19 protein-coding genes, 1 tRNA gene, 1 pseudogene and 1 riboswitch are annotated in these 17,973 nt (G+C 40.5%); of the genes and pseudogenes, 4 read left to right on the top strand and 17 right to left on the bottom strand.

Annotation, left to right across the window (positions count from 1 at the left end):
- Positions 1-4 precede the first annotated feature (4 nt).
- The 12 genes and pseudogenes from HT720_RS01415 to HT720_RS01360 form a co-directional block, all read right to left on the bottom strand.
- Positions 5-1,228 carry an FtsW/RodA/SpoVE family cell cycle protein gene (locus HT720_RS01415; RefSeq protein ID WP_000703356.1) on the bottom strand — a complete coding sequence of 408 codons (1,224 nt, stop codon included), beginning with the start codon at positions 1,226-1,228 and terminating at the stop codon, positions 5-7.
- 143 nt (positions 1,229-1,371) lie between these two features.
- Positions 1,372-1,686 (bottom strand): annotated as a pseudogene (locus HT720_RS01410) (transposase family protein); the annotation flags it as partial.
- A gap of 265 nt (positions 1,687-1,951) precedes the next feature.
- The gene (rlmD, locus tag HT720_RS01405) at positions 1,952-3,310 is read right to left on the bottom strand and encodes a 23S rRNA (uracil(1939)-C(5))-methyltransferase RlmD (protein ID WP_173274494.1); all 1,359 of its coding nucleotides are present in this window, start codon (positions 3,308-3,310) and stop codon (positions 1,952-1,954) included.
- 73 nt (positions 3,311-3,383) lie between these two features.
- A complete protein-coding gene (locus tag HT720_RS01400) occupies positions 3,384-4,358 on the bottom strand; it encodes a DUF1002 domain-containing protein (protein WP_173274493.1) in 975 nt (324 codons plus the stop codon).
- A 73-nt stretch (positions 4,359-4,431) separates the two neighbouring features.
- Positions 4,432-5,046, bottom strand: coding sequence for a cell wall hydrolase Pmp23 (gene pmp23, locus HT720_RS01395; RefSeq protein ID WP_078464058.1), 615 nt, complete (start codon positions 5,044-5,046; stop codon positions 4,432-4,434).
- Positions 5,046-6,020 carry a nucleoid-associated protein gene (locus HT720_RS01390; RefSeq protein WP_173274492.1) on the bottom strand — a complete coding sequence of 325 codons (975 nt, stop codon included), beginning with the start codon at positions 6,018-6,020 and terminating at the stop codon, positions 5,046-5,048. Before HT720_RS01390 ends, pmp23 begins: the two co-directional genes overlap by 1 nt.
- A 7-nt stretch (positions 6,021-6,027) precedes the next feature.
- On the bottom strand, positions 6,028-7,284 hold the full coding sequence (gene glyA, locus HT720_RS01385) for a serine hydroxymethyltransferase (protein ID WP_173274491.1): 1,257 nt from the start codon (positions 7,282-7,284) through the stop codon (positions 6,028-6,030).
- Between the two features lie 60 nt (positions 7,285-7,344).
- On the bottom strand, positions 7,345-7,776 hold the full coding sequence (locus HT720_RS01380) for a GNAT family N-acetyltransferase (protein ID WP_000942968.1): 432 nt from the start codon (positions 7,774-7,776) through the stop codon (positions 7,345-7,347).
- Position 7,777: 1 nt separating this feature from the next.
- Positions 7,778-8,380, bottom strand: a complete 603-nt coding sequence (locus HT720_RS01375) for an L-threonylcarbamoyladenylate synthase (RefSeq protein WP_173274490.1) — start codon at positions 8,378-8,380, stop codon at positions 7,778-7,780.
- The gene (prmC, locus tag HT720_RS01370) at positions 8,364-9,200 is read right to left on the bottom strand and encodes a peptide chain release factor N(5)-glutamine methyltransferase (protein ID WP_173274489.1); all 837 of its coding nucleotides are present in this window, start codon (positions 9,198-9,200) and stop codon (positions 8,364-8,366) included. Before prmC ends, HT720_RS01375 begins: the two co-directional genes overlap by 17 nt.
- A complete protein-coding gene (gene prfA, locus HT720_RS01365) occupies positions 9,200-10,279 on the bottom strand; it encodes a peptide chain release factor 1 (RefSeq protein ID WP_173274488.1) in 1,080 nt (359 codons plus the stop codon). The genes prmC and prfA overlap by 1 nt, the downstream gene beginning before the upstream one ends.
- Positions 10,276-10,866 carry a thymidine kinase gene (locus tag HT720_RS01360; protein ID WP_173274487.1) on the bottom strand — a complete coding sequence of 197 codons (591 nt, stop codon included), beginning with the start codon at positions 10,864-10,866 and terminating at the stop codon, positions 10,276-10,278. Before HT720_RS01360 ends, prfA begins: the two co-directional genes overlap by 4 nt.
- Before the next feature lie 122 nt (positions 10,867-10,988).
- Here HT720_RS01360 and HT720_RS01355 point away from each other — a divergent pair, with 122 nt between their 5' ends.
- A complete protein-coding gene (locus tag HT720_RS01355; RefSeq protein ID WP_001117401.1) occupies positions 10,989-11,171 on the top strand; it encodes a 4-oxalocrotonate tautomerase in 183 nt (60 codons plus the stop codon).
- Positions 11,172-11,308: 137 nt separating this feature from the next.
- Positions 11,309-12,682: a tRNA uridine-5-carboxymethylaminomethyl(34) synthesis GTPase MnmE gene (gene mnmE, locus HT720_RS01350; RefSeq protein WP_173274486.1), complete on the top strand. Its 1,374-nt coding sequence runs from the start codon at positions 11,309-11,311 to the stop codon at positions 12,680-12,682.
- 45 nt (positions 12,683-12,727) lie between these two features.
- On the opposite strand, the gene dapA is transcribed toward mnmE, so the two are convergent.
- From dapA to HT720_RS01330, 4 genes are all read right to left on the bottom strand, one after another.
- A complete protein-coding gene (gene dapA, locus HT720_RS01345; protein WP_173274485.1) occupies positions 12,728-13,663 on the bottom strand; it encodes a 4-hydroxy-tetrahydrodipicolinate synthase in 936 nt (311 codons plus the stop codon).
- 55 nt (positions 13,664-13,718) lie between these two features.
- On the bottom strand, positions 13,719-14,795 hold the full coding sequence (locus HT720_RS01340; protein WP_045606849.1) for an aspartate-semialdehyde dehydrogenase: 1,077 nt from the start codon (positions 14,793-14,795) through the stop codon (positions 13,719-13,721).
- Between the two features lie 354 nt (positions 14,796-15,149).
- A tRNA-Thr gene (locus HT720_RS01335) sits at positions 15,150-15,222 on the bottom strand.
- 99 nt (positions 15,223-15,321) lie between these two features.
- Complete coding sequence (locus tag HT720_RS01330) at positions 15,322-15,831, bottom strand: QueT transporter family protein (RefSeq protein WP_000737071.1); 510 nt, start codon at positions 15,829-15,831, stop codon at positions 15,322-15,324.
- A riboswitch (PreQ1 riboswitch) is annotated at positions 15,829-15,925 on the bottom strand. (Overlaps the previous gene by 3 nt.)
- A 28-nt stretch (positions 15,926-15,953) precedes the next feature.
- Here HT720_RS01330 and HT720_RS01325 point away from each other — a divergent pair.
- Positions 15,954-16,385 carry a GtrA family protein gene (locus tag HT720_RS01325; protein WP_173274484.1) on the top strand — a complete coding sequence of 144 codons (432 nt, stop codon included), beginning with the start codon at positions 15,954-15,956 and terminating at the stop codon, positions 16,383-16,385.
- A gap of 81 nt (positions 16,386-16,466) precedes the next feature.
- On the top strand, positions 16,467-16,844 hold the full coding sequence (gene mscL / locus HT720_RS01320; protein ID WP_000916792.1) for a large conductance mechanosensitive channel protein MscL: 378 nt from the start codon (positions 16,467-16,469) through the stop codon (positions 16,842-16,844).
- Between the two features lie 41 nt (positions 16,845-16,885).
- Here the strand turns inward: mscL and hemH are convergent, their stop codons facing one another.
- A complete protein-coding gene (gene hemH / locus HT720_RS01315; protein WP_173274483.1) occupies positions 16,886-17,962 on the bottom strand; it encodes a ferrochelatase in 1,077 nt (358 codons plus the stop codon).
- Between the last annotated feature and the right edge of the window lie 11 nt (positions 17,963-17,973).

Genomic DNA, 17,973 nt, shown 5'->3' with positions numbered 1-17,973 from the left:
TACTTCACAGAAGGTTCATTGGTTGATTTTCCAATTCTCGGTACAACTTAGCGCGTTTTTCACTGGCGTCAATATTTAAGACAAAGGCCACTGCCACTGATAAGACTAGAAGGCTATTTCCACCCTGGGATAAGAAGGGAAAGGTTACTCCTGTAGATGGAATCAAGCCCGAAATCCCTCCGATATTGACAAATACCTGAACCAACATCATCCCTCCGACACCGAGTGCAACCATGGCATTGAAAGGATTCTCCGCTCGGATACCGACCAAGATAATCCGCAAAATCATGAAAAACAAGAGAGCTAAAATAAGGCTGGCACCAACAAAGCCAAATTCTTCAATCACGATAGAAAAGACAAAGTCTGTATGAGCTTCTGGTAAATAACCTCGTTTTTCAATCGAGTTTCCAAGACCTAGACCAAACCAACCGCCATTGACCATGGCAAAATAAGAATTAGATAACTGGTGACCCGCATCAGCACGATCGGCAAAAGGATTAAAAAAGGCACTAAAGCGCTTGGCTACATAGCCAAATACTGGAATTTTTGAAAAGGTCTCAACACCGATTAGGCTGATAGTGGTCAAGAAAAAGACAGAAGCGGCAGATACGAGCGCCAGAATGGTTGAAAACCAGCGATAAGCGATTCCACTAACTGTATACATAATCAAGGAAACCAAGACTAAAATAGTCGCATTCCCTAAATCAGGGAAAATTCCCAAACTTCCAATCAGAACTAGGAGAACGAATCGCCAATCATTAAAAGCACGAGGAAGCCATTGATTTTGAGTCAAAACTTGAAAATCATAAATAGCTATTTCTTCTTGCTGTTTGGAGAATCGGTGAGCCAAATACCAAATAATAATGATTTTTAAGTACTCAGCTGGCTGAATAGTTACTCCTGCAACCGAAATCCAACCGTATGCCCCGTTTACGGAAATACCAATAAAACGAGCCAAGAACAATAAAAGCATTTCTATCAATATAACTAAAATGATTAGTCGCTCATTTCTCAAAAAATCTAGTCTCAATTTATAAATTAAGGCAATCAGTATCAAACTAACAATCCAAAAGATTCCTTGGTTTCGAACCAATTGCAAGGCGCTCTTGCCTTCTTCAATTAAAATAGCGCTGGTGGTCGAATAAACCACAATCAAGCCCAAAATAGATAAAAGCAAGTAGGGAATCAAGATGGAATAATTTAATAAGTGCCTCTTACTAATCTTCATAGTATCACCACTCTACTAGGATACAGACAAATCTGTTCCAAATTCCGTTTTATTTTCTAGTTTTGATTGCTATTATACCATTTTTTCAGAAAGAAAAAAACTCTTACCTTACAATCCTTCGAATTTTACTGTTTTTACAGAATTAAGGCAGAATTTGAAATCGTAAAACCATTTTGAATAAGAGTTTCTTCAACCCATTGACTCCGACTAATTAAGTTGCTTTCGTGAATACTAAAATCAGCCGCAATTTGTTCATAAGTGCGCTATTCTCGCATGTATTGAATAGTTACCTTGAGGAGATAGTCTAGGCTTAATTTGGGTTTCCGTCCACCTTTTGCGCGTTTACGTTGATAAGCTGTTTTTAACACAGCTAACATCTCTTCAAAAGTCGTGCGCTGAACACCTACAAGGCTCTTGAAACGGCTATCGCTTAATTGCTGACTTGCTTCAGAATTCATAGTTTTATTGTATTATATTTTGTTTCGCAGAAAGTCTATTATTCCTTTCGTTCAAAGGTTTTTACGCTTTTAGCAACAAGCTTACACACTGAGCGTTTCGGACTTACCGTATCGTTTCGTCGGTTTTCCTCTTCATTCTACGAGTCCTATCGAATGGGAGAACATTTACTTCTACTTCGCTGATACCTCAGCTTGTACAAGCAGTGATACTGCCTCAACATGGTAAGTCTGCGGAACTCAAAAGGTTTGGGGAACCTTTTGAGGATTAACTACGTTTCTCTAACAAACTTACACATTCGACATGATGCGTCTGGGGAAATAGGTCAACCGGCTGTACTTTCTTCAACTCATATCCCAATTCTTGGTAGAGTTTGATATCACGCGCCATGGTTGCGACATTGCAGGAGATATAGGCGATGCGATCAGCTCCTGTTTGGGTACTAGCTTTGATAAAACTCTCGGTGAGTCCTTTTCTTGGTGGATCCACTAGGATAAGGCTTGGTTGAATTCCTTCCTTGAGCCAATTTTTCATAGCATTTTCAGCTGTGTCGCAGACATAGTAGGCGTTAGTAATGCCGTTCAAGCTAGCATTTTTCTTGCTATTTTCAACCGCTTCTGGAATGACTTCAACACCATAAACTTCTTTGACATGTTTCGCAACGGAGAGGCCAATCGTCCCGATACCAGAATAGGCATCAATGACCACATCATCTTCTTTTAATTCAGCAAAGTCAATGGCTGTTTGATAGAGTTTTTCAGCCATTTCAGTATTGACTTGGTAAAATGCTGGTCCAGCGATCTGGTAGTCATTTCCCAACATCTGATCCGTAATATAGTCTTGTCCATAAAGTGTGCGCCATTCCTTACCAAAAATCGCATTGGTATTCTGGTCGTTGATATTTTGCATAACAGACACAATCTCTGGGAACTGCTTAATCAGTTGTTCAATCAATTGGTCAACACGAAAAACTTTGGGACGAGTTGTTACCAAAATAACCATAATTTGACCTGAATAGTGTCCGCGACGCACCACAAGATTACGAATCAAGCCAGACTGCTCCTTTTCATCATAAGGTTTCAAATCATAACGGCGGAGCAAGTCGCGTAGGGCTACTACTAGCTCGTCAATTACAGGATCCTGGATAAAGAAATCTTCCAGTGGCATGAGATCGTGGGAATTCTTACGGAAAAACCCAGTTTCCAAGACACCATTTACTCGACGAACAGGGACCTGTGCCTTGTTGCGGTACTTGATTGGATTTTCCATACCAAGCGTCTCAGCAACCTCTACATCAGCAATCCCAGCAATCTTGTATAGACTATCCTTGACTTGCTTGGTTTTAAACTTGAGCTGTTCTGGATAGGCAAGATGTCCTAAATCCGCGATTCCTGAACGCAGGTAAGCCAAATCTACGTCTTGGTTACGGTGTGGTGACTGGATAAGGTATTCTTCAACCTTCCCAAAACCAATCTTTTTATTAACCTTAAGGACACGCATGAGGATTTTTTCACTCGGTAAAGCATTCTCTACAAAAAAGACCAAACCATCCACCTTGGCAACTCCTGCACCTTCGTGGGTCAAGTCAACAATTTTAACTTCTACAATATCATTTTTCTTTAACATTCTCTTCTCTTTCTATTGGCCGACAAAAAAGACGGCAACGTTACGGTTACCATCTATTATACCATGAAATTTCTTAAGAACCAAAACTCTTGAAGAAGTTGACAATGGCTTGCCAGAGGGCGCTTAGGAAATTACCGCCGTCCTCTAGCGCCTTATCAGCATCAAAGTTAAGGTTGATATTTTTAAAACTGTCGCCAGCTTGTGAAACAATACTTTGTTTAAGGTCATTTAGGGTTTTAGTGAAATCTGCATTGCTGAGGATATCACTCTTTGAGAGATTTAAAGCAAAATTGATGATGATATTGATCTGGTTTCCTGTTATCACCTGATCAAGTTTGTAATTTTTCAAGGTATCTTCAACGATTTTACGGACATCTTCCTCTGTCAGATTTCCCTTGCTTTCTTTAGCTTTGGCGAGTCCTGACTTAATATCTGCTAAAGCAACGTTTAATTTATTAGCATCATAGCCTGTTTTGTCCTTGTTTTCAGCATTGATATCTGACAAAGCCTTTAGCTCTTCTTGAGCCAAGTCTTTGTTGGCTTGTGGCACCTTGGCTCCATTAGCTTCCAGCGAATAGTAAATCCCGGCTAAGGCACTCTCACCTGTAACTGGAATAGGTGCTGCTACAGTGATTTTGGCGTGTTCCACACCCAAAGTTACGGCTGCATTTCGGTACATATCCTGAGTCACCTTAGTAATGTTTTCTGGTGCTTCAATCTTGACCTCAAGTGGCGATTTGTCCCCTAGCTTTTGAATCTTGGCTGATGAATACAACTGTAAACTAGAGTCATTGGCAACATTCATAATCTTAGAATAGACATCAGGTGTCAAGGTCTTGAGTTCTTTGGTGTCTGTTGAGGCATTGTAACCTAGTTTTTTTAGGGTTTGATTTTTTTGATCTTCAGACAATGATGAACCTAGGACATATTCAGGTTGAACATAGGTTTCATCGATGACTTTTTGAACATCTGTTGCTGCATGGGCGCTATTCATAGCTGTTACTGCCCACAAGACCGCAGCACTAGTCAGAAAGAGTTTCTTTCTCATAGGGAATTTCCTCCTTTACCTTTCTAGAGTAATATATCTATCTTAAAGAAAACTTATAACAAAAACACCTGGGCTAGCCAGATGTTGAAAAGAGAGTGAAACATTTGATGATATATAGGTTGAGTTGCACTTGTCTAGAATAATAATAGTTTCCTCCATTTACATAGAGTTCGGCTCCATGAAAAATGGAAATGGGGTGAATATAACTATAAGTCTTTCCAGTGGTATTGCCAAGCAAGGGGGCAACAGTCTCACGAGAGTACTGTTTGGCCAGAGCCAAGGTATTTTCCTTGCCATTTTGTGCGATAAAATCGATATAGGCAGGACCAAAATTATAGGCTTGAACAGCTGTCCAGACATCTACCCCCTGCTTCTGGGCTAGATAGAGATTGTCTGTCAGAGTTTGAACGCCTTGCCGAATGCTAGAGGCATTATCATTGATGGTGTTGGTGGAACCACTTGCAGACTCACTAGACTGCATAACATCGCCTTCTTTTCCTTTTGTTTCGGTATAAATCATAGCGAGCACAAGCTCTTCGTTTGCTGGGGTGTCTTTTTCACTCAAGATTTCTCGCACCATGGGTTGATAGGTCATGACTTGCTTGACATCTTGGTGAATGCGGTAAGCTTTATAGCCAGCAAAAAGGAAGACTGCCAGTACAAGCACTCTTCGAATTCGTTTAAACATTATTTACTTTGAATATCCTCGATATTTTTGATTAAGATAGAGTAGGTTCCATTGTCATTTTGGATAAACTCAACAGACTCGGCGTCTTGATAGACGTTATTGGGAACGATGAGCTCAATTCCATTTGACAAGGAGAGTTTTTGATTTTCAAATTTCTTTAATTGGCGACTGGCATCAATTTCATCAAATTGAACAGGATCTGGTACGGCTTCTTTGACTTGGTCAATAAAGCTTAGACGAGCTGTCAGATTATTATCAAAAAGGTCATTGGCCAATTTTTCTGGTGACAATTCATTGCTTTCTTCTAGGTTGTTGAAAATCACTGATTTGACCTTAGATTGAAATTGAAAATCGTCTGTATTAAAAGTTTCAGCAATTCTCTGGGCTGTTTTTTCCAGTTCCTTGATGGATTTCTTAGGTGAAATCTTAGGGGCGACGGCAAGAAGATTTTCTGAAAAATAGTTCAAGAAAGCCCCGTTGTACTTGATTCGTTTTTCAATCAGATGGTACTTGCGACTCTGAAGATTGACCACCAAGGCCTCATCAGCACCCGTTCCAAATCCAGGCAAGTTATTCTGAGTCAGCTTGATTGGATTCTCAACTTCTCCACCGAGGTGGGTCAGGGTCTCCCGCAGGGCAATTCGCAAGAAAGCGAAATGTTCTACACCTTCTTTAGAAAATTGCACAAAAATCAAGTCATTGGTCTTGAGATTTTCTGAAATACTAAACTCTTCTTTCCAGAGATTAGCCAGCGTTACTGATGTCTCCAACAAATCGTCTGTGATATGATTGAAGAAGGGATTTTCTTCCTCGAAAATCCCAGTCTTGGCTTCATCTGAATAGACACGTTCAATTTTTTTACGCAAGTATTCTTCGATTTTTGGAGTAATATTGAGAAACTTATCCGCTAGGAACAGCTCGGTATCATCCGGACTGAACTGATGAATAATAGCTTTCTTAATATAAATGTCCATAAAAGTTTTAGTCCTCGTATAATGGGAAGGCATCTGTCAATTCTTTGACAGCACTTCTCACTTCTTCTAAGACAGCTTCATTTTCTGCATTCTTAAGGGTTTTAATGATGAGTTCAGCCACTTTGTGACTTTCTTCTTCACCAAATCCACGTGCAGTAATGGCTGCTGCTCCGATACGAATTCCACTTGTCTTGAATGGTGACAAGGTTTCGTAAGGAATTGAATTTTTATTTAGGGTAATATTGACTTCATCCAGCAAGTTTTGAGCAACTTTTCCGTTTTCTACAACCTTAGTCACATCCACTAGGAAGAGATGGTTTTCAGTCCCACCAGAAATGATACGGAAATCAGGATCTTGCAAGAAGACTTCTACCATAGCCTTGCTGTTTTTGATGACATTGGCAGCGTATTCCTTGAAAGCCGGATCTAATATCTCTTTAAAGGAAACAGCCTTAGCGGCCACAACATGCTCCAAAGGACCACCCTGAATACCAGGGAAAATAGCTGAATTGATTTTCTTAGCTAAGTCTTCATCATTGGTCAAAATCAAACCACCACGAGGGCCACGAAGGGTTTTGTGGGTCGTTGTTGTCGTGATGTGAGCGTATGGCACTGGGCTTGGATGTAGACCAGCAGCAACCAAACCAGCAATATGAGCCATATCTACCATGAGTTTAGCCCCAACAGCATCCGCAATTTCACGGAATTTTGAAAAGTCGATAATTTGAGAATAGGCTGAAGCACCTGCTACGATCAATTTTGGTTTTACTTCTTGGGCTTGTTTCAAGATAGCATCAAAATCCAAGAGTTCCGTTTCAGGGTCAACACTGTAAGAAACAAAGTTGTAGGTTTGACCTGAGAAGCTGACAGGAGCTCCGTGGGTCAAGTGTCCACCTGCTGCCAAATCCATCCCCATGACGGTATCACCTGGCTCAATCAAGGCCATGTAAGCCGCACAGTTGGCTTGGCTGCCTGAGTGAGGTTGGACATTAGCGAATTTAGCGCCGAAAATTTCTTTTGCGCGTTCAATGGCTAGAGATTCTACCACATCTACTACATCCGTTCCACCATAATAACGGTGTCCTGGGTAACCCTCGGCATATTTGTTTGTCAAGATAGACCCTTGAGCTGCCATAACAGCCTTGGAAACTACGTTTTCCGAAGCAATCAACTCGATATTATTCTGTTGGCGTTCTTCTTCTTTGGCAATAGCATTCCAGAGATCAGCATCGTATACTTTAAAATCATCTTTGTCAAAAATCATAGGTCTTCTCCTTTATTGTGTGACTAGTCCATTAGTTTGATTTTACAATAAGAAAATAAACTAAAAGATGCGAATAAACCGTTTCTGCACTTTATCACAAGTATAACCAACTTTTTCATAAAATGCATGAGCTCCCAGACGATGATCGGCAGAATTTAAGCGGATAAACCCATAACCACGTCTTTTTGCTTCTTCTTCCAACCCTTGTAGTAAACTTTTACCAATACCTTGACCTTGCGCTTGAGGTGAAACTGCTAAGGCTAAGATATTAAATCCTGCTTTAGAATAAAGTGATTCATAGACCTCAGCGTGGACATATCCAAGTAAGACATGACTAGCTGCATCCTCATAGCCAAGAAGGAAATGATGTGAATCCTGAGATAATCTAGCTAGTTGACTAGCTGTGTCCTCTGGACTAAAAGAATAGCCTAAGGCTTCTTGGTTAATTTCACAAATGGATTTCACATCAGTTTCTCTTAAATCTCTTAGCATTTCATGCCTCCTCAAAAGAAATCTCTGGCAACCTAGCAAGTATATCTTCTCGCTTAATGGCCCCTTGGCGTAAGATTTTCACCTTATCTCCAGACAAATCCAAAATCGTTGAATCCTGTCCAGTTAGAAAAGCATCGTCTTCTAGACCCAGAACCTCTTGGTCAAAATCCTTCAGAATTTGTTCAAAGGTTACTCCACTTGCCTGACCTGAAATATTGGCAGACGGCCCAATCAAGGGACCTGTCTCTCGAATCAAATCAAGGGTAATCGGATGACTGGGCATCCGAAATCCAACAGTCGCGAGGCCAGAATTGACCCAATAGGGAACTCGGTCATTGGCTTCAAGGATAATGGTCAAGGAACCTGGTAAAAAGGTCTCTACAAGTTTTTGTAGATAAGTTGGCTGATTCATAGAAAAGTGCAAGATGTCCTCTAGAGAGGCGATATTGAGGTTAAGCGCCTTGTCTCTTGGACGACGTTTAAGTTGGTATACATGATTAACCGCTTTTTCGTCTAGAGCCTTGGCAAAAAGACCGTAAACCGTCTCTGTAGGCAGAACGACAGCTCCACCATTTTCCAACTCTTGTCTAATCCTGTCCATCATCAACCACGACCATCCTATCTTGACCAAATTGGTCCTTGAGTGTTCGAACTCGCTGTTCAGGAAGATGTTTCCTAAAAAGTTCAGGAACACTTTGACCTTGCTTGTATCCAATTTCAAGGTAAATCTTACCACCATCTTTGAGATAGTCTTTTGCATCTTCCGCAATTCTACGGTAAATAGCTAGGCCATCCTCGTCTGCAAAGAGAGCTAGATGAGGCTCCGAATGCAAGACATTCAAGCCGACCTCTGACTCATCTTCACGAGAGATATAGGGTGGATTGGAAACAATTATATCATATTTTTCAGAAATTTCTGTAAAACAGTCAGATTTTTTTAAAAATATTTGAAGATTTTGATTTTTAGCATTTTCGTTAGCTACATCTAAAGCATCTTGGGAAATATCTGCTGCTGTCACTGACCAATCTGGTCTGTTTTTTGCTAGAGCGAGAGCAATAGCTCCACTACCTGTTCCAATATCCAAAACTGAAAGATTTTCCTCAGGATTTTCAGATAGGATAAGCTCCACTAACTCCTCTGTCTCTGGACGAGGAATCAAAACCCGCTCATCAACTGTTAACTGCATACCAAAGAAGTCTGCATGACCGATGATGTACTGGGCTGGTTTATGAGCTACTAACTGTTGGAAAATTTCTTTTACAAATACTTCTTCCTCTTCCGTCACTTCCTGCTGAAGAGCAAAGACAAAGTCAGTAAAAGAGAGATTTTTCAGGCTACGATAGACAAAAGAGAGGCTTTCAGCTTCCTCTCCTTGTCTTATCAACTCTTCTTCAAAATCTGAAAATAATTGAGCTAATTTCATTATTTGTTTAATTCTTCTAATTTTTGTGTTTGGTCATAAAGCACCAAGGCATCTACAACTTCGTCCAATTTACCAGATAAAATCGTATCTAGTTTTTGGAGGGTTAAGCCGATACGGTGATCTGTGACACGGTTTTGTGGGAAATTATAAGTACGGATTCGTTCTGAACGGTCACCAGTACCGATTGTTGACTTACGCTCAGCGTCTTGTTCATCCTGAGCAATTTGTGCAAAGTGGTCAGCAACACGCGCACGGATGATTTTCATGGCTTTCTCACGGTTTTTCTGCTGGGTACGTTCTTCCTGCATCTCAACCTTGATATTGGTTGGCAAGTGAACGATACGAACCGCAGTCGCAACCTTGTTGACGTTCTGTCCACCAGCACCAGAGGCGTGATAGATGTCGACACGAAGGTCTTTTGAATCAATATCGTATTCAACTTCTTCTACTTCAGGCATAACAAGAACTGTCGCTGTCGAAGTATGAACACGGCCTTGGCTTTCTGTCACAGGGACACGCTGTACACGGTGGGCACCCGATTCATACTTGAGTTTAGAGTATACAGATTGACCTGAAACCATGGCAACGACTTCTTTAAAACCACCGACACCATTCATAGAGGATTCCATGACTTCAAAGCGCCAACCTTGGGCTTCCGCATACTTTTGATACATAGTTAGAAGGTCTCCAGCGAAAAGTGCCGCTTCGTCTCCACCAGCTGCTCCACGGATTTCAAGGATGATATTTTTGTCATCGTTTGGATCCTTTGGAAGGAGCAAGATTTTCAGTTTTTCTTCGTATTCTTCTTTTTCAGCCTTGGCATCTTTGAGTTCTTGCTTGGCCATTTCTTCCAAGTCAGCATCTCCACCTGATTCCTTAATCATTTCTTCAGCGTCAACGATGTTTTGAAGGACTTGTTTGTACTCACGGTAGGCTGTTACTGTATCACGAGTTGAAGCTTCTTCTTTTGAAAGCTCCATAAAACGTTTGGTGTCAGAGACCACATCCGGGTCACTCAGCAATTCTCCTAATTCTTCATAACGGTCTTCTACAGCTTGTAGTTGATCATAGATGTTCATTTTTCTTCATTCTCCTTATTGATTTCAGGCGCAAAATAATGTTTACGGCAAACCGAGATATAGGTTTCATTGCCACCGATTTGAATCTGCTCACCATCATAGACTGGCAGTCCATCCTGTGTACGCAAAACCATAGTTGCCTTTTTCTTACAATACTGACAGATGGTCTTGATTTCGTCAATCTTGTCTGCTAAAAGCAAGAGATATTTGGAACCTTCGAACAGTTCATTGCGAAAGTCATTTTTCAAACCAAAAGTCATGACAGGTATATCTAACTCATCAACAACACGAGCTAGGTCGTAAACATGGTAACGCTTGAGAAACTGAGCCTCATCGACCAACACACAGTAAGGTTTTTCTGGTAGGTCTCGGATATAGCCGAAGATATCCGTCGTTTCCTCAATCGCAATGGCAGGGCGTTTCATACCAATCCGACTCGACACATAGCCAACACCGTCACGCGTATCCAGAGCCGAGGTCATAATCACAACACCTTTTCCTTGCTCCTCATAGTTATAGGCCACCTTGAGAATCTCAATCGTCTTACCAGAGTTCATGGTCCCATAACGATAATACAACTGTGCCATGTTTCTTGCTTCACGTCCATTTCTAAATTTTTGCTACATTCTAGTATATCATAATTTTCTTAAGCTTTAAACGGCAAAATGTGGTAAAATAGAAGAAATAAAAACTAGTGGAGGAAGCTATTATGCCATTTGTACGCATCGATTTATTTGAAGGACGCACGCTCGAGCAAAAGAAAGCTCTTGCTAAGGAAGTAACGGAAGCTGTTGTTCGCAACACTGGAGCTCCTCAATCTGCTGTCCATGTCATCATCAACGACATGCCAGAAGGAACTTATTTCCCACAAGGGGAAATGCGCACCAAATAAGCTAGCTTAAGCAGAATTGCTTAGGCTTTTTCAATCTCCAAGTAGCATCCATTGAAGAAATAGCCTAAATTTGTTACAATTTGAAAGGATACTTGGAAAAATTTCCAAGAAAAGAGCTATTTATTAAAGGAAACATTATGATTACACGTGAATTTGATACCATCGCTGCTATCTCTACTCCCCTAGGTGAAGGGGCTATTGGTATTGTCCGCCTGAGCGGAACAGAAAGTTTTGCTATTGCGCAAAAGATTTTTAAAGGAAAAGACTTGAGTCAGGTTGCCAGCCACACTCTCAACTACGGTCACATTGTTGATCCTCTGACTGGTAAAGTCATGGACGAGGTCATGGTGGGAGCCATGAAGTCTCCAAAAACCTTTACTCGTGAAGATATTATCGAGATTAACACCCACGGTGGGATTGCGGTGACCAATGAGATTCTCCAGCTAGCTATCCGTGAAGGAGCTCGATTGGCTGAACCTGGTGAATTTACTAAACGTGCCTTCCTAAATGGACGTGTTGACTTGACTCAGGCTGAAGCCGTTATGGACATCATCCGTGCTAAAACAGACAAGGCCATGAACATTGCGGTCAAACAACTTGATGGTTCCCTTTCTGATCTTATCAATAATACCCGTCAAGAAATCCTCAATACACTTGCCCAAGTTGAGGTCAATATCGACTATCCTGAGTATGACGATGTTGAGGAAGCGACTACTGCTGTTGTCCGTGAGAAGACTATGGAGTTTGAGCAATTGCTAACCAATCTTCTTAGAACAGCCCGTCGAGGTAAAATTCTTCGAGAAGGAATTTCCACTGCCATCATCGGCCGTCCTAACGTTGGAAAATCCAGCCTCCTCAACAACCTCTTGCGTGAGGACAAGGCTATCGTGACTGACATTGCTGGTACCACACGTGATGTCATTGAAGAATACGTCAACATCAACGGTGTTCCCCTAAAATTGATTGACACAGCAGGTATTCGTGAAACGGATGACATCGTGGAACAAATTGGAGTTGAGCGTTCGAAAAAAGCCCTCAAGGAAGCCGACTTGGTTCTACTGGTGCTAAATGCCAGTGAACCACTAACCGCCCAAGATCGACAACTTCTTGAGATTAGCCAAGATACAAACCGCATTATACTTCTAAATAAAACCGACCTGCCTGAAACGATTGAAACTTCGGAACTACCTGAAGACGTTATCCGTATTTCAGTCCTTAAAAATCAAAATATCGATAAGATTGAAGAGCGTATCAATAACCTCTTCTTTGAAAATGCTGGTCTAGTCGAGCAAGATGCTACTTACTTGTCTAACGCACGTCACATTTCCTTGATTGAGAAGGCCGTTGAAAGCCTACAAGCTGTTAACCAAGGTCTTGAACTGGGTATGCCAGTTGACTTGCTTCAAGTTGACTTGACTCGTACTTGGGAAATCCTCGGAGAAATCACTGGGGATGCTGCTCCTGATGAACTCATTACCCAACTCTTTAGCCAATTCTGTTTAGGAAAATAAGAAAAATCCATGATCCTTCATTCGGTCATGGATTTTATTGTCTTATTAGTAATCTGGTCTTAAAACCCCTGTTACAGTTGCCTTGGTCGCTTCGTAGTCGCCATCTACAACAACCTTGATAATGCGTTTGGCATCTTCTTCTGGTGCTGGAACAAGAGGTAATCGAGTTGGACCAGCTTCAAATCCCATATAGTTGAGAACGGCCTTGACAGGAGCAGGACTTGGATAAGAGAAGAGGGCATTGACTTTAGGAATGAATTTACGCTGAATAGATGCAGCTTTCTTCATATCGCTTTCTGCAATGGCAGTAAACATCTCGTGCATTTCATCCCCATTTGTATGAGAGGCAACAGAAATAACCCCATCCGCACCAAGGTTCATGGCATGGAAAGCATCTCCATCCTCACCTGTATAAATTAAGAATTCTTCAGGCTTGTGCTCAATCAAGTAAGCCATATTGGCCAAGCTAGTACATTCTTTGACACCAATAATATTTGGATGGTCAGCCAAATGAAGCATGGTTTCTGGAGTTAATTCGACAACCACACGACCTGGAATGTTATAGATAATAATAGGTAAGTCAGAAGCATCTGCAATAGCTTTAAAGTGCTGATACATTCCTTCTTGAGAAGGTTTGTTGTAGTAAGGAACAATAGCAAGTCCAGCTGCAAAACCGCCAAATTCCGCTACTTCTTTGACAAACTCGATCGAGTCACGCGTATCATTGGTACCTACACCCGCAATCAAAGGAACACGTCCATTGACAATCTTTTGTACAGCCGCAAAGAGTTCCAACTCTTCATCGTGGGTCAAGGTCGGACTCTCAGCAGTGGTCCCTGCGAGAAGAATTCCATCCGTATGATGGGCCAATAAATGCTCAATCAAGGCTGGAATGGCATCAAAGTTAATGGAACCATCCTCGTGGAAGGGAGTAATAAAGGCTGTGATGATTTTACACTCTTTTAAATCTTGATAAGACATGAAAACACCTCTCTATTTCAAAGAAGGAGTTCATATGAACTCCTAAACGTTATGGCTATTTTAATTCAAATTTCAATTCAGCTGTTGGACGAACCAATCCACGTTCGTGAAGAGTTTCTACAATCTGAACTGAGTTCCAAGCAGCACCTTTGAGCAGGTTGTCTGAAACAACCCACATGTGGATTCCTTTTTCAGCATCCAAGTCTTTACGGATACGACCAACAAAGGTATCACGCGAACCCACTGCATTGATGGCTTGCGGATAGATTTGATGAGCAACATCATCTTCAAGGACAGCACCTGGAAAGGCCGCGATAGCTGCTTTGACTTCTTCGATTGGAGCCACTTCTTTTGTTTCGATGTAAACAGACTCAGAGTGAGCTGACAAGACTGGAATACGTACACATGTTGCAGATACTGCAATACTATCATCTTCCATGATTTTCTTAGTTTCCTTGGTCATCTTCATCTCTTCGTAAGTGTAATCATTATCAGTGAAGACATCGATTTGTGGAAGAGCGTTAAAGGCGATAGGATAATGTTTCTTGTCACCGCCTGAAGGTAAGATTTCCGCATGCAAATCACGTGGTTTCACACCATCATTCAAAACTTCACGAAGTTCACGTTGTGTTTCAAGAATCGCTCCCATACCAGCACCTGAAACTGCTTGGTAAGTTGAAACAATGATACGGTCCAAGCCCCATTTTTGGCGAACTGGCTCAAGCGCCACCATCATTTGAATTGTTGAACAGTTAGGGCAGGCAATGATCCCGTTGTGGGCATCAAGTGCATGAGCATTGACCTCTGGAACAACCAAAGGAACATCTGGATTTTGACGGAAGTAAGATGTATTATCTACTACTACCGCTCCAGCTTTAACTGCGTATGGTGCATACTTAGCTGATGTAGAACCACCTGCTGAAAAGAGAGCAATATCAACTCCTTCAAAAGCTGTTTCAGTCGTTTCTTCAATCGTAATATCTTGGTCTTTAAATTTCAAAGTCTTACCCGCTGAACGTGCAGAAGCAAGTAAACGAATTTTATCGATTGGAAGTGTTGATTCTTCCAACATTTTTATCATCTGAGCTCCGACAGCACCTGTCGCGCCGACTACAGCAACTGTATATCCCATAAATAACCTCTTTCGGAATTTTCTAAAAATTTCTATAATAGATGTATTATACTACTTTTTTCATGAATTGCAAAGCTTTTTCATCATTTTTTGAAAAATAAAAATCCCCAATCGCTAGACTAGGGACTAAGAGGCATCTTCATGTGATGAGCAGGTTCACACAACTCATCAAGGTCCGCTCCTGCGTTATGACCTCCTTATGCTCAATAGTAGCCCGAAGACTACCTATCGACTCATCGCATCTTCTATTCTACTAAAGAGAATGACTTTTGTCAACAAACGAAACGCTTTAACTTCATTTATACAGGTCGATAAGAAAAACCTTGATCTCCCAAGGTCATTTTGTCTATATCATGCTAATTGCCGGGATTGAACCGGCGACCTCATCCTTACCATGGATGCGCTCTGCCAACTGAGCTAAATCAGCTTACTTAAGAAGTATACTATAATCAGAAAAGCTTGTCAAGTTTCCTTAGAAATTTTCCATAAGAAAAAGCCAGGTAAAGGCTACCTAGCTTGTCCTATTCTATTTGCTTAAATCAATTCGACGACCAATTTTACCAATAATAATCGCTCCAATAATCAATGAAGCAAATTCACCAATTCCTGTTGTAAACCAAGTAAGGAAGAATGGTAATTCTGCTACAATATTTAACTCTGCAGCGATGGTAAACATGGAAATTGAAAAGAGGATTGAAAAGAAGAAATGATCTTTTCGAATCAATCCGTTAAAGAGGTAATCCTTGCTGTATTTTGCAAAAAGCCAAACACCTAAACTGAGGAATACCAAGGTTGATCCACCACCAACAAAAACATCTAGCAGTCCGAAGCTAAAGAAATTAGCAATCATACAACCGATAGTAACTCCGATGATGTACTTAGGATTGTAAAAAGCCATAAAGTTCATCATTTCTGAAATACGAAACTGATAAGCACCATAGCTGATGGCATTTAGGGGCGGTGTGACAGTCAAAACGACGTAGATAGCAGCGACGATTGCAATATCTGCAACATCACGAATAGTTAATTTTTTCATCTTTTCTCCTTTGGCGGTTATCCGCGTGTAATATGCTTGGTGAAAGAAGCTAAGCACCAAGGGTTGCTTTATTCAACCTTACTAGTATAGCACAATAGCCTGCTTTATGCTATACTTAAAGCATGAAAAAACCTATTCAAAAATTTTTTAACAATGAAATCTTAGCCTATCTCTTTTTTGGCCTTGCAACAACTCTAGTTTCGATTCTCTCACGACTAGTCATTTATCAACTAAGTCATCAGGAACTCCTTGCTACCGCCCTAGCAAATATTATTGGTATCCTATTTGCCTTTATCACAAATGATACGATTGTATTTAAGCAAGCAAGGAAGAGTCGACTTATCCGTTTAGTGAAATTTTTTCTTGCCCGCCTTTCTACTTTTCTGTTAGATTTGCTCTTTACTTTTCTGTTTGTGACTCAATTCCCTCATATCATAGGGCAATTCGTAAATGAAAACATTGATAAGATAAATGCTATTGAAACAATAATTGCACAAATACTCATTATTATCATCAATTATATCTTGAGCAAGGTCTATATTTTTAGAAAATAATGTTCCATTTATGAGCCTTTTAATTGCCTTCTATAATGATTTAGGATACAATGAAACACGAAACGTTGAAAGGAAAACAGTATGTTAAAAAATCTAAAATCATTCTTGCTTCGAGGAAATGTTATTGACCTTGCTGTCGGTGTTGTCATTGCCTCTGCTTTTGGTGCTATCGTTACTTCACTTGTAAACGACATTATCACTCCTCTTATTTTAAATCCAGCTTTGAAAGCTGCTAAAGTCGAACGTATCGCTCAACTTTCTTGGCATGGAGTCGGCTATGGTAACTTTTTAAGTGCTATTATCAATTTTATCTTTGTGGGTACCGCCCTCTTCTTTATTATCAAGGGTATTGAAAAAGCACAGAAACTGACTGGCATAAAGGAAGAAAAAACTGACGAAAAAAAACCAACCGAATTGGAAGTCCTTCAAGAAATCAAAGCTCTTCTTGAGAAAAAATAATCGTTTAAAAGGATCTAGCACAAAGCTAAATCCTTTTTTCTTTACTCTTTGGGTAACTTGCCTGCTTTTTCTAGCATCTTCTTGATAAGATAAGGCATCTTGACATTCTCCCGACTTTTTTTCTCAATTAGTTTTTTCACAAATTCAGGCATTTGTAAATCTTGAGATTCAGCCAAAATGTTTTTCGTCTCATCTGAAGGAACTAATTCATCAAAGGTTTCTTCTTCTGGGAGAAATTCCTTAAACTCCTGATGTGCATTGACTCTAACTGTATTGACCAAAGCATCAATCAAACGAGAATCCGTATTTGGCATTGGGGGACGATGGTAGTTGACACCCAATTCTTGACACAAGTCATAACATTCCACATCATTATCAAACAAGACTTCAATATGCTCGCTAATGAAGCTGATAGGAACAAAAATATAATGGTCTGGATGTTCTGTCTGTTCTCTGAGATATTCTAATACATCTGGCTTAATCCATGGAATCCCAATATCACTCTCACTTTGCCAAGTATTTGTATATTGTTCGGAACTCAAACCTAGTTTTTCAGCGACTAACTTGCTATTTTCGAAAATTTGATCGATATAAGGATCTCCAAAATCCAAGGCAAAAATGGGCACACTGTGGGCTGAAAAGATGACTTTAAAGCTATCCCGCTTTACTTCTTCTTTTAAAATTTTACCAATTTCATCTGCCCAATAGTTTAAGAGTGCTTCTTCCTGATACCAGTCCTTAATGACTAAAAATTGAATTTGCTTGCTTTCTAAAAATTTTTCATAGCCCATGACAGAGTAGAAAGAATAATGAGGTTCTAAAATCAAGCAAATACACTGCTCAATACCGTCTGCTTCCATCTGACCAATCACATCTGGGATAAAAGGTCTAGAAAATTTATTAGCAAAATAAACACTATACTCATTCCCCAGTCTAGCTTCTACTAAGGCAACCTCTTCACGGGTAATTCTTTGCAGAGGCGTACCTCCAATTCGTACATAATTATCATAGAGTGTTTGAATCTCGTGGTCTTGAGGTCTCACTCCGCGACAAATATTTGTGAAAAAATCAGCCACACCTTCAAAGGTAATCTCTTCTGGCGAACCGAATGTCATCATTAAAATTGCTT

Source organism: Streptococcus sp. 68 (assembly GCF_013277415.1).
Classification (GTDB): Bacteria; Bacillota; Bacilli; order Lactobacillales; family Streptococcaceae; genus Streptococcus.
The sequence above is the reverse complement of the archived record's forward strand: the minus strand, read 5'-3'. Positions and strand labels throughout refer to the sequence as shown.

Bases quoted from the DNA above. Each gene is read 5' to 3' on its own strand.
- HT720_RS01415 (WP_000703356.1), bottom strand. From the start codon at position 1,228: ATGAAGATTAGTAAGAGGCACTTATTAAATTATTCCATCTTGATTCCC.
- rlmD (WP_173274494.1), bottom strand. From the start codon at position 3,310: ATGTTAAAGAAAAATGATATTGTAGAAGTTAAAATTGTTGACTTGACC.
- HT720_RS01400 (WP_173274493.1), bottom strand. From the start codon at position 4,358: ATGAGAAAGAAACTCTTTCTGACTAGTGCTGCGGTCTTGTGGGCAGTA.
- pmp23 (WP_078464058.1), bottom strand. From the start codon at position 5,046: ATGTTTAAACGAATTCGAAGAGTGCTTGTACTGGCAGTCTTCCTTTTT.
- HT720_RS01390 (WP_173274492.1), bottom strand. From the start codon at position 6,020: ATGGACATTTATATTAAGAAAGCTATTATTCATCAGTTCAGTCCGGAT.
- glyA (WP_173274491.1), bottom strand. From the start codon at position 7,284: ATGATTTTTGACAAAGATGATTTTAAAGTATACGATGCTGATCTCTGG.
- HT720_RS01380 (WP_000942968.1), bottom strand. From the start codon at position 7,776: ATGCTAAGAGATTTAAGAGAAACTGATGTGAAATCCATTTGTGAAATT.
- HT720_RS01375 (WP_173274490.1), bottom strand. From the start codon at position 8,380: ATGATGGACAGGATTAGACAAGAGTTGGAAAATGGTGGAGCTGTCGTT.
- prmC (WP_173274489.1), bottom strand. From the start codon at position 9,200: ATGAAATTAGCTCAATTATTTTCAGATTTTGAAGAAGAGTTGATAAGA.
- prfA (WP_173274488.1), bottom strand. From the start codon at position 10,279: ATGAACATCTATGATCAACTACAAGCTGTAGAAGACCGTTATGAAGAA.
- HT720_RS01360 (WP_173274487.1), bottom strand. From the start codon at position 10,866: ATGGCACAGTTGTATTATCGTTATGGGACCATGAACTCTGGTAAGACG.
- HT720_RS01355 (WP_001117401.1), top strand. From the start codon at position 10,989: ATGCCATTTGTACGCATCGATTTATTTGAAGGACGCACGCTCGAGCAA.
- mnmE (WP_173274486.1), top strand. From the start codon at position 11,309: ATGATTACACGTGAATTTGATACCATCGCTGCTATCTCTACTCCCCTA.
- dapA (WP_173274485.1), bottom strand. From the start codon at position 13,663: ATGTCTTATCAAGATTTAAAAGAGTGTAAAATCATCACAGCCTTTATT.
- HT720_RS01340 (WP_045606849.1), bottom strand. From the start codon at position 14,795: ATGGGATATACAGTTGCTGTAGTCGGCGCGACAGGTGCTGTCGGAGCT.
- HT720_RS01330 (WP_000737071.1), bottom strand. From the start codon at position 15,831: ATGAAAAAATTAACTATTCGTGATGTTGCAGATATTGCAATCGTCGCT.
- HT720_RS01325 (WP_173274484.1), top strand. From the start codon at position 15,954: ATGAAAAAACCTATTCAAAAATTTTTTAACAATGAAATCTTAGCCTAT.
- mscL (WP_000916792.1), top strand. From the start codon at position 16,467: ATGTTAAAAAATCTAAAATCATTCTTGCTTCGAGGAAATGTTATTGAC.
- hemH (WP_173274483.1), bottom strand. From the start codon at position 17,962: ATGATGACATTCGGTTCGCCAGAAGAGATTACCTTTGAAGGTGTGGCT.